The sequence below is a fragment of the Streptomyces sp. MB09-02B genome (assembly GCF_033794485.1).
Lineage (GTDB): Bacteria > Actinomycetota > Actinomycetes > Streptomycetales > Streptomycetaceae > Streptomyces.
This window is the reverse complement of the sequence record NZ_JARGEE010000848.1, coordinates 1-1,423: the sequence shown is the minus strand read 5'-3', so window position 1 is coordinate 1,423 and position 1,423 is coordinate 1. Positions and strand designations below refer to the sequence as shown.

Genomic DNA, 1,423 nt, shown 5'->3' with positions numbered 1-1,423 from the left:
GCCCCCTGACCTCGCCCAGCCCCACCTTCGTGCCGCCCGGTCCCGGTGCCCATGCCGTGAGGGTCACCTCGTCGCCGTCCTCCAGGAACGTGCGCTTGCCGGTCGGGAGGTCGAGCGGGTCGCGCCCGTTCCAGGTGAGTTCCAGCAGCGAGCCCCGCTGGTCGGGGGAGGCGCCGCTGACCGTGCCGGAGCCGTAGAGGTCGCCGGTGCGCAGCGACGCGCCGTTCACCGTCAGATGGGCAAGTTGCTGCGCGGCCGTCCAGTACATCGTGGCGAAGGGCGGCTCCGAGACGACGTGCCCGTTGACCGCGACGCTGATCCGCAGGTCGTACCCCCCGGGGTCGATGTCCGGCGCGGAGTCGTCCAGGTAGGGCAGCAGCGGATGCGTGCGCTCCGGCGGTGCCACCCGCGCCTCCTCCAGCGCCTCCAACGGCGTGACCCAGGCGGACACCGACGTCGCGAACGACTTCCCGAGGAACGGCCCGAGCGGCACGTACTCCCAGGCCTGGAGATCACGCGCCGACCAGTCGTTGAGGAGGCACACCCCGAAGACGTGGTCGCGGAAGTCCGCGAGCCCCACGGGCCGCCCCCGCTCGGACGGCACGCCGACCACGAAGCCGACCTCCGCCTCGATGTCCAGCCGCACCGACGGCCCGAACACCGGCGCCGGATCGGTCGGCGCCTTGCGCTGCCCGGCCGGCCGTACCACCTCCGCGCCGGACACGACGACCGTGCCGGACCGGCCGTGGTAACCGATGGGGAGGTGCTTCCAGTTGGGCGTCAGCGGATCGGGCGCGTCGGGACGGAAGATGCGGCCCACGTTCCGGGCGTGGTTCTCGGAGGCGTAGAAGTCGACGTAGTCGGCCACCTCGAAGGGCAGGTGCAGGGTCACCGAGGACAGCGCGTGGAAGTGGGGCGCGATCGTCTCCCGGTGCGAGGGCACCGTCAGCCACGCCGTCAGGGCCCGCCTGAGGTCCGACCAGGCCGTGCGGCCCGCCGCCAGCAGGGGGTTCAGCGTGGGGTGTGCCAGCAGCGCGGCGTACGGGGAGCCGAGGGCGTGCGCCGCCGCGGCGGCGTCGAGGACGTGATCGCCGAGGCGGACCCCGACGGTGCGAGGGGCTCCGGACGTGCCGAGGGAGAAGACACCGTAGGGGAGGTTGTGCGGACCGAAGGGGTGACCCTCGGGGACGTCGAAGGGGTGACCCTCGGGGACATCGTCGGGGACATCGAAGGGGGGCATCGAGTGGTGCCTCGCTCTCGTGCGTTCCGTCGTACCTCTGGTCGTGGCTCACGTTACGGGGCGGCGCCAAGATCGGGGAATGTCTAAAGAGTTCGCAATGTCCTGATAGGGGAGGGTCGGAAGGAGAGGTTCCGGCTTAGCGTCCTCTGGGGGACGCGGACGGGGTGGGTCCGGGTCCGGTAG

The 1,423-nt window shown here is 71.9% G+C and carries 1 protein-coding gene; it reads right to left on the bottom strand.

From position 1 onward, the window contains the following. A partial coding sequence (gene fahA / locus P1P70_RS44580; protein WP_319248197.1) for a fumarylacetoacetase occupies window positions 1-1,240 on the bottom strand: 1,240 nt, incomplete at its 3' end. Window positions 1,241-1,423: the final 183 nt, after the last annotated feature.